The organism is Nocardia halotolerans (assembly GCF_042650145.1).
Lineage (GTDB): Bacteria > Actinomycetota > Actinomycetes > Mycobacteriales > Mycobacteriaceae > Nocardia > Nocardia halotolerans.
In genome coordinates this window covers 214,376-237,248 of sequence record NZ_JBHSDL010000005.1, presented here as the reverse complement: position 1 = coordinate 237,248, position 22,873 = coordinate 214,376, and the positions used below count along the sequence as shown (strand labels likewise).

General features: G+C 68.2%; 24 protein-coding genes. 10 read left to right on the top strand and 14 right to left on the bottom strand.

Features of this window, described 5'->3' with window-relative positions; genetic code table 11:
* Position 1: 1 nt before the first annotated feature.
* From nuoK to ACFO5K_RS05175, 12 genes are all read right to left on the bottom strand, one after another.
* The gene (gene nuoK, locus ACFO5K_RS05230) at positions 2–301 is read right to left on the bottom strand and encodes an NADH-quinone oxidoreductase subunit NuoK (RefSeq protein WP_378556495.1); all 300 of its coding nucleotides are present in this window, start codon (positions 299–301) and stop codon (positions 2–4) included.
* Complete coding sequence (locus tag ACFO5K_RS05225) at positions 298–1,116, bottom strand: NADH-quinone oxidoreductase subunit J (protein ID WP_378556492.1); 819 nt, start codon at positions 1,114–1,116, stop codon at positions 298–300. The genes nuoK and ACFO5K_RS05225 overlap by 4 nt, the downstream gene beginning before the upstream one ends.
* Complete coding sequence (nuoH, locus tag ACFO5K_RS05220) at positions 1,113–2,900, bottom strand: NADH-quinone oxidoreductase subunit NuoH (protein ID WP_378556489.1); 1,788 nt, start codon at positions 2,898–2,900, stop codon at positions 1,113–1,115. Before nuoH ends, ACFO5K_RS05225 begins: the two co-directional genes overlap by 4 nt.
* Positions 2,893–5,403, bottom strand: coding sequence for an NADH-quinone oxidoreductase subunit G (locus tag ACFO5K_RS05215; protein ID WP_378556486.1), 2,511 nt, complete (start codon positions 5,401–5,403; stop codon positions 2,893–2,895). The genes nuoH and ACFO5K_RS05215 overlap by 8 nt, the downstream gene beginning before the upstream one ends.
* Positions 5,400–6,722: an NADH-quinone oxidoreductase subunit NuoF gene (gene nuoF / locus ACFO5K_RS05210; RefSeq protein WP_378556483.1), complete on the bottom strand. Its 1,323-nt coding sequence runs from the start codon at positions 6,720–6,722 to the stop codon at positions 5,400–5,402. The genes ACFO5K_RS05215 and nuoF overlap by 4 nt, the downstream gene beginning before the upstream one ends.
* Positions 6,719–7,444, bottom strand: coding sequence for an NADH-quinone oxidoreductase subunit NuoE (gene nuoE, locus ACFO5K_RS05205; RefSeq protein ID WP_378556480.1), 726 nt, complete (start codon positions 7,442–7,444; stop codon positions 6,719–6,721). Before nuoE ends, nuoF begins: the two co-directional genes overlap by 4 nt.
* Before the next feature lie 102 nt (positions 7,445–7,546).
* On the bottom strand, positions 7,547–8,860 hold the full coding sequence (locus ACFO5K_RS05200) for an NADH-quinone oxidoreductase subunit D (protein WP_378556477.1): 1,314 nt from the start codon (positions 8,858–8,860) through the stop codon (positions 7,547–7,549).
* A complete protein-coding gene (locus tag ACFO5K_RS05195; RefSeq protein ID WP_378556474.1) occupies positions 8,860–9,630 on the bottom strand; it encodes an NADH-quinone oxidoreductase subunit C in 771 nt (256 codons plus the stop codon). The genes ACFO5K_RS05200 and ACFO5K_RS05195 overlap by 1 nt, the downstream gene beginning before the upstream one ends.
* Complete coding sequence (locus ACFO5K_RS05190; protein ID WP_378556471.1) at positions 9,627–10,181, bottom strand: NuoB/complex I 20 kDa subunit family protein; 555 nt, start codon at positions 10,179–10,181, stop codon at positions 9,627–9,629. Before ACFO5K_RS05190 ends, ACFO5K_RS05195 begins: the two co-directional genes overlap by 4 nt.
* 10 nt (positions 10,182–10,191) lie before the next feature.
* Positions 10,192–10,572: an NADH-quinone oxidoreductase subunit A gene (locus tag ACFO5K_RS05185; protein WP_378556468.1), complete on the bottom strand. Its 381-nt coding sequence runs from the start codon at positions 10,570–10,572 to the stop codon at positions 10,192–10,194.
* 363 nt (positions 10,573–10,935) lie between these two features.
* A complete protein-coding gene (locus ACFO5K_RS05180; RefSeq protein ID WP_378556465.1) occupies positions 10,936–11,337 on the bottom strand; it encodes an Rv3143 family two-component system response regulator in 402 nt (133 codons plus the stop codon).
* A gap of 88 nt (positions 11,338–11,425) precedes the next feature.
* The gene (locus tag ACFO5K_RS05175; RefSeq protein ID WP_378556462.1) at positions 11,426–12,307 is read right to left on the bottom strand and encodes a LysR family transcriptional regulator; all 882 of its coding nucleotides are present in this window, start codon (positions 12,305–12,307) and stop codon (positions 11,426–11,428) included.
* A gap of 125 nt (positions 12,308–12,432) precedes the next feature.
* On the opposite strand from ACFO5K_RS05175, the gene ACFO5K_RS05170 reads away from it, so the two are divergent.
* From ACFO5K_RS05170 to ACFO5K_RS05150, 5 genes are read left to right on the top strand one after another with little or no spacing between them, the layout of a single operon-like run.
* Positions 12,433–13,875 (top strand): form I ribulose bisphosphate carboxylase large subunit, encoded by a 1,443-nt coding sequence (locus ACFO5K_RS05170; RefSeq protein WP_378556459.1) that lies wholly within the window; start codon positions 12,433–12,435, stop codon positions 13,873–13,875.
* Positions 13,876–13,886: 11 nt separating this feature from the next.
* Positions 13,887–14,309, top strand: a complete 423-nt coding sequence (locus ACFO5K_RS05165) for a ribulose bisphosphate carboxylase small subunit (protein ID WP_378556457.1) — start codon at positions 13,887–13,889, stop codon at positions 14,307–14,309.
* Entirely contained in the window at positions 14,269–15,309 is a 1,041-nt protein-coding gene (locus tag ACFO5K_RS05160; RefSeq protein WP_378556454.1) for an AAA family ATPase, read from the top strand. The genes ACFO5K_RS05165 and ACFO5K_RS05160 overlap by 41 nt, the downstream gene beginning before the upstream one ends.
* Positions 15,294–16,382: a class 1 fructose-bisphosphatase gene (locus ACFO5K_RS05155; RefSeq protein WP_378556451.1), complete on the top strand. Its 1,089-nt coding sequence runs from the start codon at positions 15,294–15,296 to the stop codon at positions 16,380–16,382. The genes ACFO5K_RS05160 and ACFO5K_RS05155 overlap by 16 nt, the downstream gene beginning before the upstream one ends.
* Before the next feature lie 9 nt (positions 16,383–16,391).
* Positions 16,392–17,270 carry a phosphoribulokinase gene (locus tag ACFO5K_RS05150; protein ID WP_378556448.1) on the top strand — a complete coding sequence of 293 codons (879 nt, stop codon included), beginning with the start codon at positions 16,392–16,394 and terminating at the stop codon, positions 17,268–17,270.
* Here ACFO5K_RS05150 and dinB read toward each other — a convergent pair whose 3' ends face one another.
* Both dinB and ACFO5K_RS05140 read right to left on the bottom strand, forming a co-directional pair.
* Positions 17,271–18,506, bottom strand: a complete 1,236-nt coding sequence (gene dinB, locus ACFO5K_RS05145; protein ID WP_378556445.1) for a DNA polymerase IV — start codon at positions 18,504–18,506, stop codon at positions 17,271–17,273. It lies immediately after the preceding gene.
* A 29-nt stretch (positions 18,507–18,535) separates the two neighbouring features.
* Positions 18,536–19,003 (bottom strand): flavodoxin family protein, encoded by a 468-nt coding sequence (locus ACFO5K_RS05140; protein WP_378556442.1) that lies wholly within the window; start codon positions 19,001–19,003, stop codon positions 18,536–18,538.
* A gap of 192 nt (positions 19,004–19,195) precedes the next feature.
* On the opposite strand from ACFO5K_RS05140, the gene ACFO5K_RS05135 reads away from it, so the two are divergent.
* Genes ACFO5K_RS05135 through ACFO5K_RS05115 form a run of 5 tightly spaced genes read left to right on the top strand, consistent with a single transcriptional unit; the run spans position 19,196 to position 22,865 of the window.
* Positions 19,196–20,305 (top strand): winged helix DNA-binding domain-containing protein, encoded by a 1,110-nt coding sequence (locus tag ACFO5K_RS05135; protein ID WP_378556440.1) that lies wholly within the window; start codon positions 19,196–19,198, stop codon positions 20,303–20,305.
* A 58-nt stretch (positions 20,306–20,363) separates the two neighbouring features.
* A complete protein-coding gene (locus ACFO5K_RS05130) occupies positions 20,364–21,443 on the top strand; it encodes an NAD(P)H-dependent amine dehydrogenase family protein (RefSeq protein WP_378556437.1) in 1,080 nt (359 codons plus the stop codon).
* Positions 21,440–21,919: a carboxymuconolactone decarboxylase family protein gene (locus ACFO5K_RS05125; protein ID WP_378556434.1), complete on the top strand. Its 480-nt coding sequence runs from the start codon at positions 21,440–21,442 to the stop codon at positions 21,917–21,919. The genes ACFO5K_RS05130 and ACFO5K_RS05125 overlap by 4 nt, the downstream gene beginning before the upstream one ends.
* Before the next feature lie 47 nt (positions 21,920–21,966).
* Positions 21,967–22,377 carry an NUDIX hydrolase gene (locus tag ACFO5K_RS05120; protein ID WP_378556431.1) on the top strand — a complete coding sequence of 137 codons (411 nt, stop codon included), beginning with the start codon at positions 21,967–21,969 and terminating at the stop codon, positions 22,375–22,377.
* Positions 22,374–22,865, top strand: a complete 492-nt coding sequence (locus ACFO5K_RS05115; RefSeq protein WP_378556428.1) for a hypothetical protein — start codon at positions 22,374–22,376, stop codon at positions 22,863–22,865. The genes ACFO5K_RS05120 and ACFO5K_RS05115 overlap by 4 nt, the downstream gene beginning before the upstream one ends.
* Positions 22,866–22,873: the final 8 nt, after the last annotated feature.

Here is a 22,873-nt window from a genome sequence, read left to right as displayed (position 1 = left end):
GTCAGAACTTCAGCAGGTTGGCGGAGTCGACCGAGGTCGACCGGCGGGCACGGAAGATCGTCATGATGATCGCCAAGCCGACGACGACCTCGGCGGCGGCGACCACCATGGTGAAGAAGGCGATCACCTGCCCGTCGAGGTTGCTGTGCAGCCGGGCGAAGGTGACGAACGCGAGGTTCACCGCGTTGAGCATCAGCTCCACGCACATGAACACCACGATGGCGTTGCGGCGCAACAGCACTCCGGCCGCCCCGATGGTGAACAGCAGCGCAGACAGGAACAGGTAGTTCTGGGGGTTCACCGCTTGCCTTCCTCGTCGGCCGTCGAATCGTCCTCGCGCACCGTCGCGACCGAGAGCGCGGCGGCTTCGGTGTGGGCGCGGGTGCGGCGGTGGCGCAGGATGGTGCTCACCGACTGTTCGGCGAAGGAACCGTCGGGCAGCTGGGCCGGGCTGTCGACAGCGTTGTGCCTGGCGTAGACCCCGGGGGTCGGTTGGGGTGTGGCGCGTTCGCCCGGGGTACGGAACCGGTCGCGCGACATCTCGCGCTGCCCGCGCCGGGGCGTGAAGTGCTCGCGGTGGGCCAGCACCATGGCGCCGATGGTGGCGGTGATCAGCAGGGCGCCGGTCAGTTCGAAAGCCCACACGTAGCGCAGGAAGATCAGCTCGGCGAGTTCTGGAATCACATCGCGACCGCCGAAACCGAGCCCGGGGTAGCTGGTGGTGTTGTCGCGCAGCGCCGAGCCGATGCCGCCGATGAGCAGGAACCCGAAGCCGACACCGACGATCGCGGCGGCGATGCGCTGCCCGCGCAGGTTTTCGCGCAGGGATTCGGCCGAGTCGACACCGACGAGCATCAGCACGAACAGGAACAGCATCATCACCGCGCCGGTGTAGACCACGATCTGCACGACGCCGAGGAACAGCGCGCCCTCGGCGATGTAGAACACGGCCAGCGAGATCATGGTGGCGGCCAGGCACAGTGCCGAGTGCACGGCCTTGGCGGCGGTGACCATGCCGAGAGCGCCGAGGACCGCGATCGGTGCCAGTACCCAGAACAGCACGGCTTCACCGGTGGCGGTCGGGGCGATCTCGGCGGCCATCAGGTGTGCGCTCATCGCAGCACCTCCTCTTCCGACGGTGCCGCACCGACCCGGCCCAGGTAGTAGTCGGCCTCGTCGGTACCGGGGGCCATCGCGTGTGGCGGGGGCGCCATCCCCGGTTCCAGCGGCGCGAGCAACCGGTCCTTCTCGTAGATGAGGTCGGCGCGGTTGCCGTCGGTGAGCTCGTAGTCGTTGGTCATCGTCAGCGCCCGGGTGGGGCACGCCTCGATGCACAGGCCACAACCGATGCAGCGCAGGTAGTTGATCTGGTAGACGCGCCCGTACCGTTCGCCGGGGGAGTAACGCTCGTCTTCGGTGTTGTCGGCGCCTTCGACGAAGATGGCGTCGGCGGGGCAGGCCCAGGCGCACAGTTCGCAACCGATGCACTTCTCCAGCCCGTCGTCGTACCGGTTGAGCTGGTGGCGGCCGTGGTAGCGCGGCGCGGTCGGCACCTTCTGCTCGGGGTAGGACTCGGTGTTGGGTTTCTTGAACATGGTGGCGCCGGTGACCGCGAATCCGGCGAGGGGTTCGAACAACCCGATGCGCGGCTCGGCACCCGCGGGCCGCGGTGGCATCGGCGGCGTCGGGAAGCCGAGGAACACCGCCGACGTGGCGGGATCATCGGGTAGTGGGGCCAACCCCTTCGCCCGGCCGGCGCGCAGGAACGTCGCGATCAACGCGGCGGTGATCACGATGCCGACGCCGACCAGGATCGGGGTCGCACCGGTGATGTTCTCGACCTCGAGCACCCGGGCACCGGCCACGATCATCACCCACACCAGCGAGGTCGGGATGAGCAGCTTCCAGCCGAGGTTCATGAACTGGTCGTAGCGCAGGCGCGGCAGGGTGCCGCGCAACCAGACGAACACGAACAGGAACGTCCACACCTTGAGGGTGAACCACAGCAGCGGCCACCACCCGGAGTTGGCGCCCTCCCACAGGCTGATCGGGAACGGTGCCCGCCAGCCGCCGAGGAACAGGGTGGTCGCCAGCGCGGACACCGTGGCCATGTTGACGTACTCGGCGAGCATGAACATCGCGAACTTCAGCGAGGAGTACTCGGTGTGGAAACCACCGACGAGTTCGCCTTCGGCTTCGGGCAGATCGAACGGCGCCCGGTTGGTTTCGCCGACCATCGCCACGCAGTAGATGAGGAACGAGGGCAACAGCAGGAACACATACCAGGTGCCCTCCTGCGCGGTGATGATCCCGGAGGTCGCCATCGTGCCCGACAGCAGGAACACCGTGGCGAAGGTCAGTGCCATCGCGATCTCGTAGGAGATCACCTGCGCGGTGGAGCGCAGCCCACCGAGCAGCGGGTAGGTGGAGTTCGACGACCAGCCGGCGAGCACGATGCCGTACACGCCGATGGAGGTGATCGCCAGGATGTAGAGCACCGCCACGGGCATGTCGGTGAGCTGCAACGGAGTCCGGGTACCGAAGATCGATACTTCCGGTCCGAACGGGATCACCGCGAACGCCATGAACGCCGGGATCACCGAGATGATCGGGGCGAGCACGTAGATCGGTTTGTCGACCAGGGCCGGGATGATGTCTTCCTTGAGCGCCATCTTCACGCCGTCGGCGATCGACTGGAGCATGCCTTTGGGTCCGACCCGGTTGGGGCCCAGCCGCATCTGCATGCGGGCAACGACCTTGCGTTCGGCGTACACCGCGATCAGCGGCACCAGCATCAGGTAGACGAACACACCCAGGGCCTTGACGAGCACCAGCCACAGCGGATCGGTGCCGAAGACCGGTCCGGCTTCGGCTGCGAGGGGCAGCACACGATCACTCATGACGGTGTTCCTTCATCCTGTCGTCGGCGCGGCGCAGGCGCACCACGGCGCCGGGCGTCACCCCGAGGGTGGCGGCGACCGTCGAGCCGGGTGAGTGCAGCGGCAGCCACACGACCCGGTCGGGCAGGTCGGTGATCATCAGCGGCAACCCGATCTCGCCGCTGTCGGTGTAGACGATGATGTGATCGGCGTCGTCGGCTTCGATCTCGGCGGCGGTCGCGGCCGACAGGCGCGCCACCGGTGGGCGGGCCACCCCGGCCAGATTCGGTTCTCCGTCCTGCAGGCGGCCCGCGTCGAGCAGCATGCGCCAACCGGCCAAAACGGCGGTGCCCGGTCCGGGCCGGGGGTACGGCCGCGCGGGGGTGTGGGGTGCGGCGACGGGTTCACCGGTCCAGGGGCCGAGGGCGTCGAGTTCGGTACGGGCGGCGGCGGCATCGGGCAGGTCGATCGCGACGCCCATCTCGGCGGCGAGCGCGTGCAGCACCCGCAGATCCGACAGGGGCGCGGCGACGCGGCGGGTGGTGTCGAGCGGGGCGCCGGCGAACGGGCGTGGCCTGCCTTCCCAGGTTCGGAAGGTGCCCGACTTCTCCACGACCGTCGCGACGGGGAAGACCACGTCGGCGCGTTCGGTGACGGCGCTGTGGCGCTGTTCGAGGCTCACGACGAATCGCGCGGCGTCGATACCGGCCAGGGCGCCGGCGGGGTCGGGCAGGTCGGCCGGGTCGACTCCGCCGATGATGAGCGCGCCCAGCTGCGCGGCGCTCGCCAGGATCGCGGTGGTGTCGCGTCCTGGGGCGGCCGGCAGTTCCGCGGACTGCCAGCGATGGCGAACCTGTTGGCGTGCGACCGGGTCGGTCACCGGTCGGCCGCCGGGCAGCAGGTCCGGCAGCGCACCGGCTTCGAGCGCGCCGCGTTCACCGGCCCGCCGCGGCACCCAGGCGATCGCGGCACCGGTGTCCGCAGCCAACCGGACCACCGCCGAGAGCGCGCCGGGGCTGCCCGCCAGGCGTTCACCGGCCATGATGACCGCGCCGGGGCTGCGCAGCATCGTCATCAGTTCGGTGGCGTCGGGCGAGGTTTCGGCACGAACGGCGTCGAGCACGTCGGCTTCACCGCCGGGCGGGGTCTGGATGAGGGCACCGGCGAGACGTTCGAGCCCGCGGGAGGCGAACGGCGCCAGCGACACCACCCGCAAGGTCCGGGCGCGGGCGGCCTTGCGCAGCCGCAGGTACACGATGGGGGATTCTTCTTCCGGTTCGAATCCCACCAGCAGCACGGCCGGTGCCGCACTCAGCGCGGTGTAGTCGACCCCTACGCCACGGCCCGCGATGCGCGCGGCGAGGAACTGTTGTTCTTCGGCGGAGTGCACCCGGCTGCGGAAGTCGATGTCGTTGGTGGCCAGCACCATGCGGGCGAACTTGCTGTAGGCATAGGCCTCTTCCTCGGTGATGCGACCACCCACGAGCACACCCGCATTGCCGACTCCGGCGCTGAGCCCGGTCGCGGCGGCCGCCAGTGCCTGCGGCCAGGACGCGGGTGCGAGGACACCGTCCCAGCCGCGGACCAGCGGGATGGTCAGGCGGTCACGTTCGGTGGCGTAGGCGAAGGCCCAGCGGCCTTTGTCGCAGTTCCATTCTTCGTTGACCTGCGGGTCGTCGCCGGCCAAACGGCGCAACACTTTCCCGCGGCGATGATCGGTGCGTTGCGCGCAACCCGAGGCACAGTGCTCGCACACGCTCGGGGTGGACACCAGGTCGAACGGGCGGGCCCGGAACCGGTAGGAGGTGCCGGTGAGCGCGCCCACCGGGCAGATCTGCACGGTGTTACCGGAGAAGTACGAATCCAGCGGTTCGGCCTGCGCGATGCCGACCTGTTGCAGCGCACCACGATCCATCAGCTCGATGAACGGGTCACCGGCGATCTGCTGGGAGAACCGGGTGCAGCGCGCGCACAACACGCACCGCTCCCGGTCCAGCAGCACTGCCGTGGACAGCGGGATCGGCTTGGGGTAGGTGCGTTTCTCGCCCTCGAACCGGGACTCGGCGCTGCCGGTGGACATCGCCTGGTTCTGTAGCGGGCACTCGCCGCCCTTGTCGCAGACCGGGCAGTCGAGCGGGTGGTTGATGAGCAGTAGTTCCATCACTCCGCGCTGCGCCTTCTCCGCGACCGGGGAGCTGAGCTGGGTGCGCACGATCATTCCGTCGGTGACCGGAATGGTGCAGGAGGCGACCGGCTTGCGCTGGCCCTCCACCTCGACGATGCACTGCCTGCACGCACCGACCGGCTCGAGCAGGGGATGATCGCAGAAGCGGGGGATCTGCACACCGATGAGTTCGGCGGCACGGATCACCAGGGTGCCCGCGGGGACCTCGACGGTGGTGTCGTCGATGGTGACGCTCACCAGGTCGGTGGGCGCGGCGTCGTTCTTCTTCGCGGGCGCTGCGCCGGGTTCGCCCGCCGGTGCGGCGCCCTTGACCGGTCGGCTACGCGATGCGGGATTCATGCGTTCCCTTTCCCTGGGGCCCACACCGTGGCGCGAGCCGGATCGAACGGGCAACCGCCCCGGCGCTGATGCTCGAGGTACTCCTCGCGGAAGTACTTCAGCGAGGAGAAGATCGGGCTGGCCGCGCCGTCACCGAGTGCGCAGAAGGACTTGCCGTTGATGTTGTCGGCGATGTCGGCGAGCTTGTCGAGGTCGGCGTCGGTGCCCTGGCCTGCTTCGAGCCGGTCCAGCAGTTGCACCAGCCAGTAGGTGCCCTCGCGGCACGGTGTGCACTTGCCGCACGATTCGTGGGCGTAGAACTCGGTCCAGCGCAGCACCGCGCGCACCACGCAGGTGGTGTCGTCGAAGATCTGCAGCGCCTTGGTGCCCAACATGGACCCGGCCGCGGCGACACCTTCGTAGTCGAGGGCCACATCGAGGTGTTCGGCGGTGAACAGCGGTGTCGAGGAGCCACCCGGGGTCCAGAATTTCAGGGTGTGGCCGGCGCGCACGCCACCGGCGTGGCCGAGCAGTTCGCGCAGCGTGATCCCCAGCGGCGCCTCGTACTGACCGGGCCGGGCGACATGGCCCGAGAGCGAGTACAGGGTGAATCCGGGCGATTTCTCGCTGCCCATCGACCGGAACCAGTCGGTGCCGTTGCGCAGGATCTCCGGTACCGAGGCGATGGACTCCACATTGTTGACCACCGTCGGGCTGGCGTAGAGGCCGGCCACCGCGGGGAACGGGGGACGCAAGCGGGGTTGGCCGCGCCGGCCTTCGAGGGAGTCGAGCAGCGCGGTCTCCTCGCCGCAGATGTAGGCGCCGGCCCCGGCGTGCACGATCAGTTCCAGGTCGAACCCGGAGCCGAGGATGTTCTTGCCGAGGTAGCCCGCGGCATAGGCTTCGGCGACCGCGGCCTGTAGCCGGCGCAGCACCGGCACCACCTCACCGCGTACGTAGATGAACGCGGTCGCCGCCCGGATCGCGTAGGCCGCGATCACCACGCCTTCGATGAGGGTGTGCGGGGTGGCCAGCATCAGCGGGATGTCTTTGCAGGTGCCGGGTTCGGACTCGTCGGCGTTCACCACGAGGTAGTGCGGTTTGGTGGTGCCGTCCGGACCTGGCCCTTGCGGGATGAACGACCACTTCATGCCGGTGGGGAACCCGGCGCCGCCGCGGCCGCGCAGGCCCGCGTCCTTGACGGTCTGGATCACCTCGTCGGGGGCGGCACGCAGGGCGGCACGCAGACCGTCGTAACCGCCGGTGGCCCGGTAGGTGCCGAGGGTCCAGGACTGTGGTCGGTCCCAGTGCCTGCTCAGGACGGGGGTGAGTGCGGTCATCGCGGACCCTCCGCCGAACCGTCGGCTGTCGCGGCGTCCTCGGCGGCGCGCAGACCCGCCAGGGTGGGTGCGCCGGGCATGCCGTCGAGCACACCGGGACGTTCGTCGGGGAAACCGGCCAGGATGCGTGCGGTCTCCCGGAAGGTGCACAGGGGTGCGCCGCGTGTCGGGCGTACCGGCTCACCGGCGCGCAGGGCGTCGGTGACCGCGCGGGCCGACTCGGGAGTCTGGTTGTCGAAGAACTCCCAGTTCACCATCATCACCGGGGCGTAGTCGCAGGCGGCGTTGCACTCGATGTGTTCGAGGGTGATGGCGCCGTCGGGGGTCGTCTCGCCGTGCCGCACGCCCAGATGTTGTTGCAGCGTCTCGAAGATCGCGTCGCCACCGAGGACCGCGCACAGGGTGTTGGTGCACACGCCCACGTGGTAGTCGCCGGTCGGGGTGCGCCGGTACATCGAGTAGAAGGTGGCCACCGCGGTCACCTCGGCTCCGGTGAGGCCCAGGTGGTCGGCGCAGAAGTCGATGCCGGTGCCGGTGACGTACCCGTCCTCGGACTGCACCAGGTGCAGCAGCGGCAGCAGCGCCGAACGCGGGTGCGGGTAGCGGGCGATGATCTCTTTGGCGTCGAGTTCGAGCCGCTGGCGCACGTGCGGCGGGTACGGTTCGGGCCGCCTGGTGAGATTGAGCAGAATCGCTGGGCCCGCGGGTTGTTGGCTGGTCATCGGTCCACGCCTCCGGTGAGTTGGTCGGTGCGCGATGGCAAGTCGGTTCTCATCGGTCCACTCCGCCGGTGAGTTGGTCGGTGCGCGCGGGCAAGCCGGCTGTCATCGGTCGACTCCCCCCATCACGGGGTCGATGCTGGCGACCGAGGCGATGACGTCGGCGAGCATGCCGCCCTCGCACATCGCGGCCACCGCCTGCAAATTGGTGAACGAGGGGTCGCGGTAGTGCACCCGGAACGGGCGCGTACTGCCGTCGCTGACCATGTGCACGCCCAGTTCCCCGCGCGGGGACTCCACCGCCGTATACACCTGCCCGGCGGGCACTCTGATGCCTTCGGTGACGATCTTGAAGTGGTGGATCAGCGATTCCATCGAGGTACCCATGATCTTGCCGATGTGCTGCGGGGAGTTGCCCAGTCCGTCGGGGCCCACCTGCAGGTCGGCGGGCCAGGCGATCTTCTTGTCGTCGATCATCACCGGCCCGGGCCGCAACCGGTCCAGGCACTGTTCGACGATCTTGAGCGATTCCCGCATCTCGGCGACCCGGATCAGGTAGCGGCCGAAACAGTCGCAGCCCGTGGTGGTCGGGACGTCGAATTCGTAGTTCTCGTATCCGCAGTACGGCGCGGACTTGCGCAGGTCGTGCGGCAGACCGGTGGCCCGCAGCACCGGTCCGGTGATGCCCAGCGCCATGCACCCGGTCAGGTCGAGGTAGCCGATGTCCTGGGTGCGCTTCTTCCAGATCGGGTTGGCGCTGAGCAGGTGTTCCATGTCGCGCAGCCGCCCCGGCAGCACCTCGAGCAGTTCACGGACCTTGGTGATGCCGTCGTCGGGCAGGTCTTGGGCGAGGCCGCCGGGACGGATGTAGGCGTGGTTCATCCGCAGGCCGGTGATGGATTCGAAGACGTCGAGGATGAGTTCGCGTTCGCGGAAGCCGAACAGCATCGGGGTGAGCGCGCCCAATTCCATGCCACCGGTGGCCAGTGCCACCAGGTGCGAGGAGATGCGGTTGAGCTCCATCAGCAGTACCCGCACCACGGTGGCGCGTTCGGGGATCTGCTCGGTGATGTCGAGCAGCTTCTCCACGCCCAGGCAGTAGGCGGCTTCGTTGAAGAACGGCGACAGGTAGTCCATCCGGGTCACGAAGGTGACGCCCTGGATCCAGGGGCGGAATTCCAGGTTCTTCTCGATGCCGGTGTGCAGGTAGCCGATGCCGCAGCGGGCTTCGGTGACGGTCTCGCCCTCGATCTCGAGGATCAGGCGCAGCACTCCGTGGGTGGAGGGGTGCTGGGGACCCATGTTGACGACGATGCGCTCTTCGGCCGCACCCTCGACGGCCTCGGCGACCTGGTCCCAGTCCTGGCCGGCGACGGTGACGACCGGCGGTTCGTCGCGGCGGAAATCGGTATCGGTCATCAGCTGTAACTCCTGCGCTCGTCGGGCGGCGGTATCCGCGCGCCCTTGTACTCCACCGGGATCCCGCCGAGCGGGTAGTCCTTGCGCTGCGGGTGGCCCCGCCAGTCGTCGGGCATCAGGATGCGGGTGAGCGAGGGGTGCCCGTCGAAGACGATGCCGAAGAAGTCGTAGGTTTCGCGTTCGTGCCAGTCGTTGGTCGGATATACCGAGAACAGCGAGGGCAGGTGGGGGTCGGCGTCGGGTACCGACACCTCCACCCGCACCCGGCGGTTGTGGGTGATCGAGAGCAGGTGATAGACCGCGTGCAGCTCACGGCCCGCTTCGTCGGGGTAGTGCACGCCGCTGACGCCCAGGCACAACTCGAAACGCAGCGCGTTGTCGTCGCGCAGGGCGGAGGCGACCTCGAGCAGGTGTTCGCGGCGCACGTGCAGGGTCAGTTCGTCGCGGAAGACGACGACCTTCTCGATGACGGTGTCGAAGGCGATCACCCGCTGGGTGAGTGCGGCGCGCAGTGAACCGACGAACGCGTCGAACCAGCTGCCGTAGGGCGGTGGGGTGCCGCCGGGCAGCGCGACCGGTTCGACCAGTCCGCCGTAGCCGGAGGTGTCACCGGTGCCCTGGGCCCCGAACATGCCGCGGCGGGTGCCGATCACCTCGTCCTCGGCCGGCTCCGGCTCGGGGGGCGGCGGCGTGGCCGCGGTTTCCTCCGGGCCGTCGGGTCCGCCGGAGTTGTTGTTGTCCTCGGTGTTGTCGGGTGAGTCGAAGGTCATCGCAGCAGACCCTCCATCCGGATGGTGGGTGTGCTGGCGAGCGCGGCCTGTTCGGCGGCGCGCACGGCCTCTTCCCGGTTGACGCCCATCGGCATCTCGGCGATCTTGGCGTGCAGGGCGAGGATCGCGTTGAGCAGCATCTCCGGGCGCGGTGGGCAGCCGGGCAGATAGATGTCGACGGGGACCACGTGGTCGACGCCCTGTACGACCGCGTAGTTGTTGAACATTCCGCCCGAGGACGCGCAGACCCCCATGGCCAGCACCCATTTCGGTTCGGTCATCTGGTCGTAGACCTGGCGCAGCACCGGTGCCATCTTCTGGCTCACCCGGCCCGCGACGATCATCAGATCGGCTTGACGGGGGGAGGCGCGGAAGGCCTCCATCCCGAAGCGGGCGATGTCGAATCGTCCGGCGCCGGTGGCCATCATCTCGATCGCGCAGCACGCCAGCCCGAACGTGGCCGGCCACAGCGAGCCCTTGCGCAGGTAGCCGGCGAAGTCTTCGACGGTGCTCAGCAGGAACCCGCTGGGCAGTTTCTCTTCCAGACCCATTATTTCCCACTCATTCCCAGCTGAGGCCGCCGCGACGCCATTCGTAGGCGTAGGCGACCGACACATTGACGATGAACAGCGCCATCGCGGCGAACCCGAACAGCCCGAGCGCATCGAAATGCACGGCCCACGGGTAGAGGAACACGATCTCGATGTCGAAGATGATGAACAGCATCGCGGTGAGGTAGTACTTCACCGGGAAGCGTTGTCCGCCCGCGTTTCCGGGGCCGCCCGCGATGGCGTGCGGGGTGGGCTCGATGCCGCATTCGTAGGGTTCGAGCTTGGCCCGGTTGTATCGCTTGGGGCCGACCAGCGCCGCCATGATGACGGAGAACACCGCGAACGCCGCGGCGATGGCGCCGAGTACGAGTGCGGGTACCTCGATGTTCACGACTGCACTTCCCCTCCCTCGCTGGAGCCGACCGAGCCGTGTGGGCCCGGCCGCGGACGGCAGCTTTGCGCGAGACGGGGCCGACAACGTTGTCCGCCGAACCGGGGCTCGCGCAAGGCTGTGCAGCGATGGCGGAGCGTTATACAGGAGCCCGCGCTCGTGTGAGCTAGAGCACAGACTACCGCCGTTTCGGTGGTGCGCCGCGCGTTTCCGAGCTCAGGTTTGATCGATTTCAGTACAGGGATTCATGAGTGAAACGGGGGTAATCCGTCGTGTGCCCACGACCGATAACCACTGGGGTTACCAGTGGTTCCGGAAACAGGGAGGTGCCGTCGACTATCCGACGGATCGGGACACTGCGCGTCAGCGCGCGTGCAGGACCCCCGCGACCGCGCGGGTGAGCTGCATGGGGTCGATCGGGTGCGAAACAGAAGCCTCGGCCCGCGACCAGTTCGCCAGCCAGGCGTCATCGGGGCGGCCGGTGAGCACCACCACGGGCGGGCACTGCTCGATCTCGTCCTTGAGCTGCTTGGCGATCCCGAGCCCACCCGCCGGCGCGGACTCACCGTCGAGAATCGCCAGATCGATCCCACCGGCATCCATCTGCTCGATCACCACCGGCGCGGTGGCCACCTCGAGGTACTCGAGTTCCGGCAGATCCGCCCGTGGCTTACGCCCCAGTGCGAGGATCACCTGTTGACGGGTATCGGCATCGTTGCTGTAGACCAGCACACGCAGCGGGGTGGAACCATTCGATTCGGCCACTCCCGGATCCTACGTCGGCAGCGCGGAACTCCGTGGCGGCTTCGCCGGATCCGCCGCGGAGCCGGAGGATCGTGCGCGACACAGGGACTCAGGGTCCGGTGGCGGCATGGAAGGCGTCGTCGGGGCCGGTTTCGGTGGGGTCGATGAGGTGGGCCAGGAACAGCCGGGTGGTGAGGGTGGGGGTGGGGGTCGTGACGGCGTGCCAGGCGCGGTCGAGCGGGGTGCCGGGGACGTCGAGGGTGTGCAGGGCGCCGGTGCGCAGGTGCTCGCCGACGGCGTCGGAGTGGATCAGGGTGATGCCGAGCCCTTCGCGGGCGGCGGCGATGACGGCGCCGTGCGAGCCCAGAGTGAGGGTGGGCGGGTCGATCTGGAGGCGGTCGATCAGGGCGAGGGTGGCTTCGCGAGTGCCCGACCCGCTACCGCGCAGCAGCCAGGTGGTGTGGCGGGGATCCGGTGCGTCGGTGCCCACCACGACCAGGGTGCTGGGCCGGCGGGCCTGGATGACCAGATTCGCGTCGTGGGGCGGGCGTCCGGCGATCACGAGATCGGTTTCGTGGTGCTGTAACTCGGCGAACAGCACGTCGCGGGGCTGGATGGACAGGCTCAGTTCCACCCCGGGGTAGCGGCGGCGGAACGAGGCCAGCGGGCGCAGCACCACCGATTCGCCCGCGGTGGCGACCACCCCGATGCGCAACCGACCGGCGTCGGCTTGGCGCACGGCGGCGTGGGCTTCCTTCATCAGGCCCAGGATGCCGCGGCAGTACTCGGCATAGACCCGGCCCGCTTCGGTGAGGGCGATCCCGCGCCCCGAGCGCGCGATCAGTTTGGCGCCCAACTGCTTTTCGACATGGGTGACCGCGGCGGAGACGGCGGCTTCGGTGACGTGCAGTTCCGCGGCCGCGCGGCGGATCGAACCCAGGCGGGCGACGGCGAGAAATGTTTCCATGCGCCCCGCACTGACCCTGCCCATACCCGACGGTAGCAAACTCAACGTTTCGGTTGAGCGTTGTCGGAAACTTACTGATTGTTTCCGTCGGTCGCACCCCTCATCCTGGAATTCGCAACGGGCCCACCCGATTCCATGCAGGAGGAACCATGACGGATGAAACCGAACGGGATCGTTGGGATCCGGGTGTTCAGTCCTACGCTTCCATGGGTTATTACGCCCCGGACTATGTACCCGCCGATACCGACGTGCTGGCGGTGTTCCGGGTGACCCCGCAGCCCGGGGTGGACCCGATCGAAGCGGCCGCCGCGGTTGCCGGCGAATCGTCCACTGCCACTTGGACTGTCGTTTGGACCGATCGGCTCACCGCGCACTCGAAGTATCAGGCCAAGTGTTACCGGGTCGAGGAGGTGCCCGGCCGGGCCGGCGAGTACTTCGCCTATATCGCCTACGATCTGGATCTTTTCGAAGAAGGGTCGATCACCAACCTGACTTCCTCGATCATCGGTAATGTCTTCGGTTTCAAACCGTTGCTGGCACTGCGGCTCGAGGACATGCGTATTCCGGTGGCCTATGTCAAGACCTTCCAGGGTCCGCCGCACGGCACGGTGATGGAACGCGAATATCTCAACAAATACGGCAGGCCACTGCTGGGTGCCACGGTGAAACCGAAACTCGGTTTGTCGGCGCGCAATTACGGACGGGTGGTCTATGAGGCCTGCAAGGGCGGGCTGGACTTCACCAAGGACGACGAGAACATCAACTCCCAGCCGTTCATGCGCTGGCGCGACCGCTACCTGTTCGCGATGGAGGGGGTGAACCGGGCGATGGCCGAGACCGGCGAGATCAAGGGTCATTACCTCAACGTCACCGCCGCCGACATGGAGGACATGTACGAGCGGGCCGAGTTCGCCAAGGAAATCGGCAGCGTGGTGATCATGATGGACCTGACCGTCGGCTACAGCGCGATGCAGTCGATGTCGAAGTGGGCGCGGCGCAACGGTGTGCTGCTGCACCTGCACCGTGCGGGGCATTCGACGTTCACCCGGCAGAAGACGCACGGCGTGAGTTTCCGGGTGCTGGCCAAGTGGTGCCGGTTGATCGGGGTCGATCATCTGCACGCGGGGACCGTGGTGGGCAAATTGGAAGGCGATCCGGCGACCACCCGCGGTTTCTACGACACCTTGCGGGAGAACAGCATTCCGGCCAACCCGGGCAACGGCATCTTCTTCGATCAGGAGTGGGCGAGTCTGCCGGGGGTGATGCCGGTGGCTTCCGGCGGTATCCATGCCGGTCAGATGCATCAGTTGCTGGACCTGTTCAACGACGATGTGATCCTGCAGTTCGGTGGCGGCACGATCGGGCACCCGCTCGGGATCGCCGCGGGCGCCGAAGCCAACCGGGTGGCTCTGGAAGCGATGGTCAAGGCGCGCAACGAGGGCCGAGACCTGCTGAAGGAAGGCCCGGATGTGCTGCGCACGGCGGCCTCGACGTGCCGTTCCCTCGAGGTCGCGCTGGCGACCTGGGGTGATGTCACCTTCGATTACACCTCCACCGACGCACCCGACGCGGTGCCGACTCCGAGCCTGTAAGGGAGCCGATCATGTATCTGCGACACGGGACGTTCTCGTATCTGCCCGAACTCACCGACGACGAGATCGCCGCCCAGGTGCGGTACGCGTTGCTGAACAACTGGCCGGTGTCGATCGAGTACACCGACGATCCGCACCCGCGCAACACCTATTGGGAGATGTGGGGGTTGCCGCTGTTCGATCTGGACGAACCCGACGGGGTGCTGGCCGAGATCAACGCCTGCCGGGCGACGTTCCCGCGCCATTACGTGCGGGTCAACGCCTATGACGCCACCTACACCAAGCAGACCACCGCGCTGAGTTTCCTGGTGCAGCGCCCCGCCGAGGAGCCCGGTTTCGAACTGGTGCGCGCGGAGGCGGCCGATCGCCGTCAGGTCTACAGCGTGCGCTCCTATGCCACCGATCGTCCGCAGGGCCACCGGTATGGGGGCTGACGGGTCCGCCAACGGATTCCGGTTGCCGCGGCCGGGCGTCACCGACGTCCGGCCGTCGCCCCCGCCGGGCACCGCGGCCGAGGAACTGTTGAGCGAGGATGCGCTGCTGGATCTGTCGCTGGATCTGGCCGGCCACGATGTGGCCGACACGTTGGCGGCCCTGGACGGCGAGCTGATCGGGTTGGCGAAGGTGAAACAGCGGGTGCGCGAGATCGCGGCGCTGCTGCTGATCGATCGGGCCCGGCGGCGTTTCGGGTTGGAGGCGTCGCGCCCGACGATGCACATGAGTTTCACCGGTGGCCCCGGCACCGGGAAGACGACGGTCGCGCTGCGGATGGCGCAGATGCTGCACGCCCTGGGCTACATCCGTAAACCCAAGGTGCACACGGTGACCCGCGACGATCTGGTCGGGCAGTTCATCGGGCACACCGCGCCCAAGACCAAGGAGGCCATTGCCAAGGCCGCCGGCGGGGTGCTGTTCATCGACGAGGCCTATTACCTGTTCCGGCCGGAGAACGAACGCGATTACGGCCAGGAGGTGATCGAGATCCTGTTGCAGGAGATGGAGAACGAGCGGGCCAGTCTGGTGGTGATCTTCGCCGGTTACCCGGATCGGATGGACCGGTTCTTCTCGGCCAATCCGGGGTTGTCCTCGCGGGTGGCCCATCATCTGGAGTTCAGCGACTACACCCACGCCGAACTGCTCGGGATCGCGGAGTTGATGGTGGCCGAGCAGAACTTCCGCTTCGACGCCGCCGCGCACGCCGCGTTCGCGCAGTACCTGACGGTGCGGATGCGGCGCCCGCGGTTCTCCAACGCGCGCAGTGTGCGCAATGCGATCGATCGTTGCCGGTTGCGGCAGGCCGCACGGTTGGTGGCGGCCGCACGGCCCTTGTCCAGGGACGACCTGATCACCCTGTGCGATCGAGACGTGTTCGGCAGCAGCGTGTTCGCCGAACCGGAACCGGAGGTGCTCGCGTCGCCATGCCGAACGGATTGAAAACTCTCACCCGCTACACGATCGAGCAGGAACACCGTCATCCCGGTTCGTCGGGGGAGTTCTCCTCGCTGGTCAATGTGGTGGCCACCGCCACCAAGATCATCGCCAATCAGGTGACCCGCGGCGCGATCATCGGTACCGGTGGCGAGGAGGAGCCGCTGTCGGTGAGCAGACGCCTGGACGCGCTCACCGACGACATCATGGTGGCCCAGACCCAGTGGACCGGGCATCTGTCGGGTCTGCTGTCCGAGCGGCGCGCCACCGCGCCACCGGTGCCCGCCACACAGCGGCGCGGCAAGTATCTGCTGGCCTACGATGCCCTGGACGGGTCGAGCAATATCGACGTGAACCTGCCGGTCGGCTCGATATTCAGCATCCTGCGCACCCCGCAACCGGTGTTCGAGGGCACCGCTGCCCCGGCCGACGCGGACTTCCTGCAACCCGGCGTGGAGCAGGTGGGTGCCGGGTTCACCCTGTACGGGCCGGCCACGATGCTGGTACTCACCACCGGCAGCGGGGTCGACGGGTTCACTCTCGATCGGGAGATCGGGGCGTTCGTGCTGACCCACCCGGATATGCGCATCCCCGTCGACACCTCCGGTTTCGCGATCAACGCCGCCAACGAGCGGTTCTGGGAGCGGCCGGTGCGCCGGTATGTGCAGGAATGCCTGGAAGGGGTGGACGGTCCACGGGGTCGTGATTTCAACATGCGCTGGGTGGCGTCGCTGGTCGCCGACACCTTCCACATCCTGACCAGGGGCGGGCTGTACCTGTACCCGCGTGACACCCGCAATCCGGCTCGGCCCGGGCGGGTGTCGCTGCTCTACGGGGCCAACCCGATCGCGTTCATCGTCGAGCAGGCCGGTGGGGCGGCGACCACCGGCCACGATCGGGTGATGCTGGTGCCCCCGGCTCAGGTGCATCAGCGGGTGCCGTTCATCTTCGGTTCCCGCAACGAGGTGCTGCGCATCGAGCGCTATCACAGCGAACCGGACGCGGGCCCGAGTTTCGACAGTTCGCTGTTCGGCTCGCGGTCGCTGTTCCGCCCGGCCAAGCACGATCAGCGCACCTAGGAGTCGGCTATGTCGATCAAACATCCCGTTGTCGCGATCACCGGGTCCTCCGGTGCCGGGACGACCAGTGTCACCCGGACTTTCCAGGAGATCTTCCGGCGCGAGGAGATCAGCGCGGTGGTCGTGGAGGGCGATTCGTTCCACCGCTACGACCGTGCGGAGATGAAGCTGGCGATGGCCGAGGCCGAGCAGCACAGCAACACCCCGTTCTCCCATTTCGGGGAGGACGCGAATCTGCTGCCCGAACTCGAGGCGCTGTTTCGCGAGTACGGCGAATCCGGTGTCGGGCAGGTGCGCAAGTACCTGCACGACGACGAGGAGGCCAAACCCCACGGGCAGCCCGCGGGGACCTTCACCCCGTGGGAGGAACTGGCTCCCGGCACCGACCTGCTGTTCTACGAGGGTCTGCACGGCGCCGCGGTGACCGACACCGTCGACATCGCCCGGCACACCGATCTGCTGGTGGGCGTGGTGCCGATCATCAACCTGGAGTGGATCCAGAAGGTGTACCGCGACAAGAACCATCGCGGCTATTCCAGTGAGGCGGTGATCGACACGATCCTGCGCCGCATGCCCGACTACGTGAAGTACATCTGTCCGCAGTTCTCGCGCACCTACGTGAACTTTCAGCGGGTGCCGACGGTGGACACCTCCAATCCGTTCGTCGCGCGCAGCATTCCGACCGCTGACGAGAGTTTCGTGGTGATCCGGTTCGCGGACCCGAAGGTGATCGACTTCCCGTACCTGCTGTCGATGCTGCACGACTCGTTCATGTCGCGGACCAACTGCATCGTGGTGCCGGGCGGGAAGATGGAACTGGCGATGCAGTTGATCTTCACCCCGCTGATCTTGCGGTTGATGGACAAACGGCCCAAACGGTACCTGTGATCAGTCGGGCAGCAGCGGCACCGACAAGCCCTCACCGGTCTTCAGCAGCGCCGCACGGGTGACCGCGGTCGAGCCGAAGCGGCGGCGCAGATCGTCGAGGGTGGCGTCGAGGGTGTTCTCGGCGCGCGGCTCGAGCGGCAGCGTCAGTTGCCTGGGGCCGGCGTCGTCGAGGTTGGTCAGCGACAGTCCGATCAGGGTGAGGCCGCGTTCGGTGACGAGTGGCTGGGCGGTGTCGAGCAGTAGCCGGGCCGCGTGACGGATCGAGGCGGTGGCGTCGGTGGCCTCGAGCAGGGTGTGCGAGCGGGTGGCGCGGGAGAAGTCGTCGAACCGCAGGCGCAACACCACTGTTCGGCACGACCGGTCGGCGGCGCGCAGGCGGCGCCCGAGCCGGTCGGTGAGACCGTCGAGGTAGGCGGCGATCTCCTCGGGTGCCCGCCCGCGTCGGCCGAGGGCGCGCTGGGCGCCGATCGAGCGGCGGCGTCTGCCGGTTTCCACGCGTCGTGGGTCGCGGGCCCAGGCCAGGGCGAACAGGTGGCGGGCGGCGGCCGGCCCGAGGATGGCACGCAGATGGGGTTCGCCGAGTTCGGCGAGCTGACCGATGCGGGTGATGCCGTTGGCGTGCAGGGCGGCGGCGGTGACCTTGCCGACGCCCCACAACCGTTGCACCGGAAGCGGGTGCAGGAAGTCGAGTTCGCGGCCGGGTTCGACCAGGCGCAACCCGTCGGGTTTGGCGTCCGCCGATGCCACCTTGGCCAGGAACTTGGTTCCCGCGATGCCGACCGAGATGGGCAGCCCGACCTTCGTGGCGATCTCGGCGCGCAACCGGTGGGCGATCTCGACGGGTTCGCCGCTGATCCGCCGCAACCCACCCACGTCCAGGAACGCTTCGTCGATGGAGATGCCCTCCACCAGCGGGGTGGTGTCGTGAAACACCGCGAACACCGCCTCGCTCGCCGCCGCGTAGGCCGACATCCGCGGTGGCACGACCACCGCGTGCGGGCACAACCGCAGCGCCTGACCCACGTTCATCGGCGTGCGCACACCGAACGCTTTGGCCTCGTAACTGGCCGCCAGCACCACCCCGCCACCCACCAGCACCGGTTTGCCCCGCAACCACCGCTGATCGCGTTGTTCGACCGAGGCGTAGAACGAGTCGAGGTCGGCGTGCAGGATCGTCGCCTCGGCGCGGGACTGGATGCGCGGGCGGCGCACGGCGGCGGAATCGGACACGAACATATGTTCGCATCGATGTCCGACGAGAACGGTTACGTCGTGAGCTGGGTACGCAGGGTTTCGGCGAACTCGCGGGCCGCGGTGAGGTCGGTGGCGTCGGGGTGGCCCTTGCGGATGCCACCGACGAGGCGAAGCGGCAGCCAGGTGTCATAACCGCGGCAGCCGAAGCCGCCGACCACCTCGAAGCCCTTGTCTTCGAGGTCGCGGGTCAGGGTGCTGACATAGCGGCGAAACGGTGGCTCGGCGAATCCGCTGGTGCGGAACACGAATGCCCTGCCCCGCTGTCGTGGCGGCAGCGAGGCGATGAATCGGCGCAGTTCCGGGTGGAAATCCATGGTGAAGATGCCCGAACCGAAGCCGACGAGATCACAGTCGGCGAGCTCGGCCGCATCGATGGCGCCGGGGGCGACGACCCGGCCCCCGAGCACTTCGCTCATGGCCTCGGCGACCCGCTGGGTGTTGCCGTGCGACACCGACTCGCACACGAGGATGACCTTCATGGGATAGCCCTTTCGTTCCACTGCGTTGCTGGACACTCTTGGAGACACCGCTCAGTGGACCAGCGTGACACGCAGGTGCGGTGTCCTCCGTCACGGCGTGCGATCGACGGCAACCACGCGCCCAGCCGTACTTGTCGGAGGGATCTGATCTGATGAGCTCGTCCAACGGGTCGATGACAGGGGGCGGCGAGCATGCTGAGTGTCGGGTGGGAGCAGGTTTTCGCATGGCGGTTGGGTCGCCAGTTCGTCACCGAGCCGACCGAGAGGCCCGCCGAGGACGTCGCCGCACGACTGGGCGGGGTGCAGGCGCAGGTGGCCTCGGCGGCGGAAACAGCGGTCGCGGTGCGCAGTGCCCCACCGCGCCCGAACGCGGTCGCCGAAGCGCTGGCCGCGGGCACGCTGGTGAAGACGTGGGCGATGCGCGGCACCCTGCACGCGATGGCGCCCGAGCAGGCCGCGGCGGCGCTGTCGCTGATCGGGTCGGCTCGCACCTGGGAGAAACCGTCGTGGCAGAAGACGTTCGGTGCGACCCCCGAGCAGGTGGCGGCCCTGGTGGAGGTGGTCTCCGGTGTGCTCGCCGATCGGGTGCTGACCCGCGAGGAGCTCGTCGACGCGGTGCTCGCCGAACCCGGTTTCGCCCATCTGGGTGAGCAGTTGCGGTCCGGGTGGGGTGCGGTGCTCAAACCGCTGGCCTGGCAGGGCGCGCTGTGTCATGGGCCCGCGCGTGGTACCAAGGTCACTTTCACCGCCCCAGCGAATCTGGTGCCCGGCTGGGCCGGGGTACCCGAGCCGGAAGCGGCGGCGTCCACGTTGATCCGCGCCTATCTCGGGGCCTACGGCCCGGCGACACCGGAAGCCTTCGACGCCTGGCTCAGTCGCAACAGCCTGCGCAAGACCGTTGTCCGTGGGTGGTTCGCGGCGATGGGCGACGAGCTGACCGAAGTGCAGGTGCAGGGCCGGACGGGGTGGCTGCTCACCGAATTCGTCGACGATCTCACCGCGGCCGGTCCCGATGGCGCGATCCATCTGCTCGGTCCGTTCGACCAGTACGTTCTCGGACCGGGTACCGCCGATACGACGCTGCTACCGGCCGCGCATCGAGCGAAGGTGAGCAGGACGGCGGGGTGGATCTCACCGCTGGTACTGGTCGAGGGCCGTATCGCGGGGACCTGGGAGCTCGACGGCGAGCAGGTGGTGGTGTCGCTGTTCGAGGGGCGATTACCGAAGCGGGAGTTGAGCGCGGCGGTCGACCGGTTGGCGACTGCGATCGGGGCGGATGGGCTCACGGTGGGCCTCGGCTGACGGGAGACTGTTTCCCGGAACGCCCACCATCGAACCAAGCGCTTGCTACGGTGGCTGGATGATCCCCACGCTCGTCTGGGGCACCGGAAATGTCGGCCGCGCCGCAATTCGTTGTGTGGCCGCCCATCCGGCGCTGGAACTGTGCGCGGTCCTGGTGCACGATCCCGCCAAGGTCGGCCGCGACGCCGGCACGCTCGCCGGACTCGACACCGACCTCGGTGTGACCGCCACCGATGACATCGACGCGGCCCTGGCCGCCGGACCGCGCGCGGTGGTGTACGCGGCATCAGGTGACATCCGCCCCGACGACGCGCTCGCCGATATCGTGCGGGCGATCCGGGCCGGGGCCGTGGTCGTCACGCCCGCGCTGTACGCGCTCTATGATCCGCGCAATGCTGCGGCCGAGGTGCGCGACCCGGTGCTGGCGGCGATCGCCGACGGTGGCGGTTCGCTGTTCGTGTCCGGAGTCGACCCCGGCTGGGGCAACGATGTGCTGCCGCTGCTGATCAGCGGACTCGGCGGCACCGTCGACGTGGTGCGCTGCCAGGAGATCTTCGACTACTCCGCCTACGACCAACCCGACTCGGTGCGCTACCTGGTGGGCATGGGCCAGCCGATGGATTATTCGCCGCCGATGCTGGCGCCGTCGGTGCCGACGATGGTGTGGGGCGGCCAGATCCGGTTGATGGCCAGGGCCCTCGGCGTCGAACTCGACGAGATCCGCGAAACCCTGGACCGGCGGGCACTGGAGGCCACGGTGCACACCGAACGGATGGGGGAGTTCGTCGCGGGCGGTCAGGGTGCGGTGCGGTTCGAGGTCCAGGGCATCGTCGAGGGCGAAGCGCGCATCGTCATCGAGCATGTCACCCGCATCCATCCGAGCTGCGCAACCGATTGGCCGATGCCACCCGACGGTGACGGCGCGCACCGGGTGATCATCGAGGGCGACCCGCGCATCGAGATCACCGTCGCCGCGACCGACGTGCACGGTAACCGGGCCGCGGGCGGAAACGCCACCGCGGTGGGCAGATTGGTCAACGCGATCGACTGGTTGGCCGAGGCCGAACCCGGACTCTACGACGCGCTCGATGTGCCGCTGCGAGCCGCGGTCGGCAAACTCGGAAAGGTGCACCCATGATCATCGATGTCCCCGCGGGCAAGGACCCCATCGGCTATGTGTGGGGCGAGATGGTGCCCGGTATCGGAGTCGCGGCCGCCGCGTTCTCGCTGTCGGTGTACGAACACTCCACCCTCGGTCTGCGCGAGTTCGAAGCGGCCCGGCTGAGGATCGCCCAGATCAACGGGTGCCTGTTCTGTCAGGACTGGCGCACCGAACGCGACGGTGCGAAGGTCGAGCCCGAATTCGCCGACGCCGTCACCCACTGGCGTGACACCGAGCTGTTCGACACGCGAACCAGGCTCGCCGCCGAGTACGCCGAACGCTACGCCTTGGACCACCACGGCCTCGACGACGAGTTCTGGAACCGGATGCTGGCCGGCTACACCCAGGCCGAGGTGGTCGAACTCAGCATGAGCATCGGCTCCTGGCTGGCTTTCGGCCGCCTGAATCGCGTCCTGGGCCTGGACACGGCCTGCGTGCTGCCCGGCCATTGACCGCGCACGCGGACCCGGGCACCGTAGACCGCGCTAGGCTGCGGGCCGTGGACTCTCCGATTCGGCAGCTGATCGACACGGTGGCGTGGGTACTGATCGACAACGGACGCATCCTGTGCGCGCGGCCACGCGGCAAGGATGTCTTCTACATTCCGGGCGGTAAGCGCGAAGGCGCCGAAACCGATCTGCAGACGCTGGTGCGTGAAGTGGCCGAGGAACTCAGCGTGCGGCTCGACCCGGACACGGCGGTGCACGTGGGCACCTATGAGGCGGGCATCCCCACCGACGAACACACGGTGGTGCGCATGGCCTGCTACACCGCCGATTACACGGGTGTGCTCACCGCGAGCAGCGAAATCGAAGCACTGGCCTGGTTCGATCTGGGCGACCGGGAGCTGGTGCCGCCGGTGGACCAGTTGCTGTTCGACGAGCTCGCCGCGACCGGATCACTGCGGTGACCGAGCGGGCACTGCGATCGGCGGCGTTCGAACTGGCGGCCCTGCCACTGGCGTTCACACGGGTCCGTACCCGGTTGCGGACCGCGCGCCGGTTGCTGCGGGTACCCGTCGGCGCACAGAACGTTTCGCTCACGCGGTGCCTGCTACACGCGATGATCTCCGCCGGTGTCGGCCTGCTGGGCTGGTTCCTGGCGATGCTGGCCGTACTGGTGCTGGTACGCGGCCTGGCCTACCCGCTGGTGGCTGCCGACGGGTACGCCGATTCGTGGGGCGGCCCGACTCTGGCCGGTGCGTGGCTGGTGCACGCGGTGCTCGGTGTGCTCATCGCCCCGGCGCTGCTCGCGGTGATCGCCGTACTGGGCCGGTTGCAGTTGCGGCTGACCCGGTCGGTGCTGGGCCGGGCCCGGTCCTGGTGGCCGGTGCCCTGTGCGGTGGTGCTGGCGGCGGTGGGTGTCGTGTTCTTCGTGGCGTGGGTGCATCAGATCTGATCGGCTCC